At 66.2% G+C, this 284-nt stretch carries 1 protein-coding gene; it reads right to left on the bottom strand.

What is annotated here, in order from left to right:
* Positions 1 to 284, bottom strand: a 284-nt coding sequence (locus AF337_RS29520; protein WP_152971231.1) for an alpha/beta hydrolase, incomplete at both ends; no start/stop codon positions are given.

The raw sequence follows: 284 nt of genomic DNA, 5'->3' as shown, positions 1-284 counted from the left end.
CGTCCGGCCAGCCGAAACGGACTTGCGACTGCGGCGCCGGCGGCATCGAAGACATAGGCGCCAACGTCGCCGGCGCTCGACCGTCTCCCGCTTTCGAAGGAGGCAAGCTGCGCGCCGAACTTGGCAAGCGATGCGTAGCGGTCGTGCCCCAGCCCGTCGGACGCGTGGATCGACGTAATGTCGATGACCCGAAGCCTTTCCTTCAAGGCAGCCTCCCTGATGACGGGATCGTCGATATCGAGACGTCCGACGCGCGCCCGCTCTCCCGCTATGAAGCTCGAGGC

Origin of the sequence: Rhizobium ecuadorense, from assembly GCF_001187535.1 — a bacterium.
GTDB classification, from domain to species: domain Bacteria; phylum Pseudomonadota; class Alphaproteobacteria; order Rhizobiales; family Rhizobiaceae; genus Rhizobium; species Rhizobium ecuadorense.
This window is presented reverse-complemented; position numbering and strand designations above follow the sequence as displayed.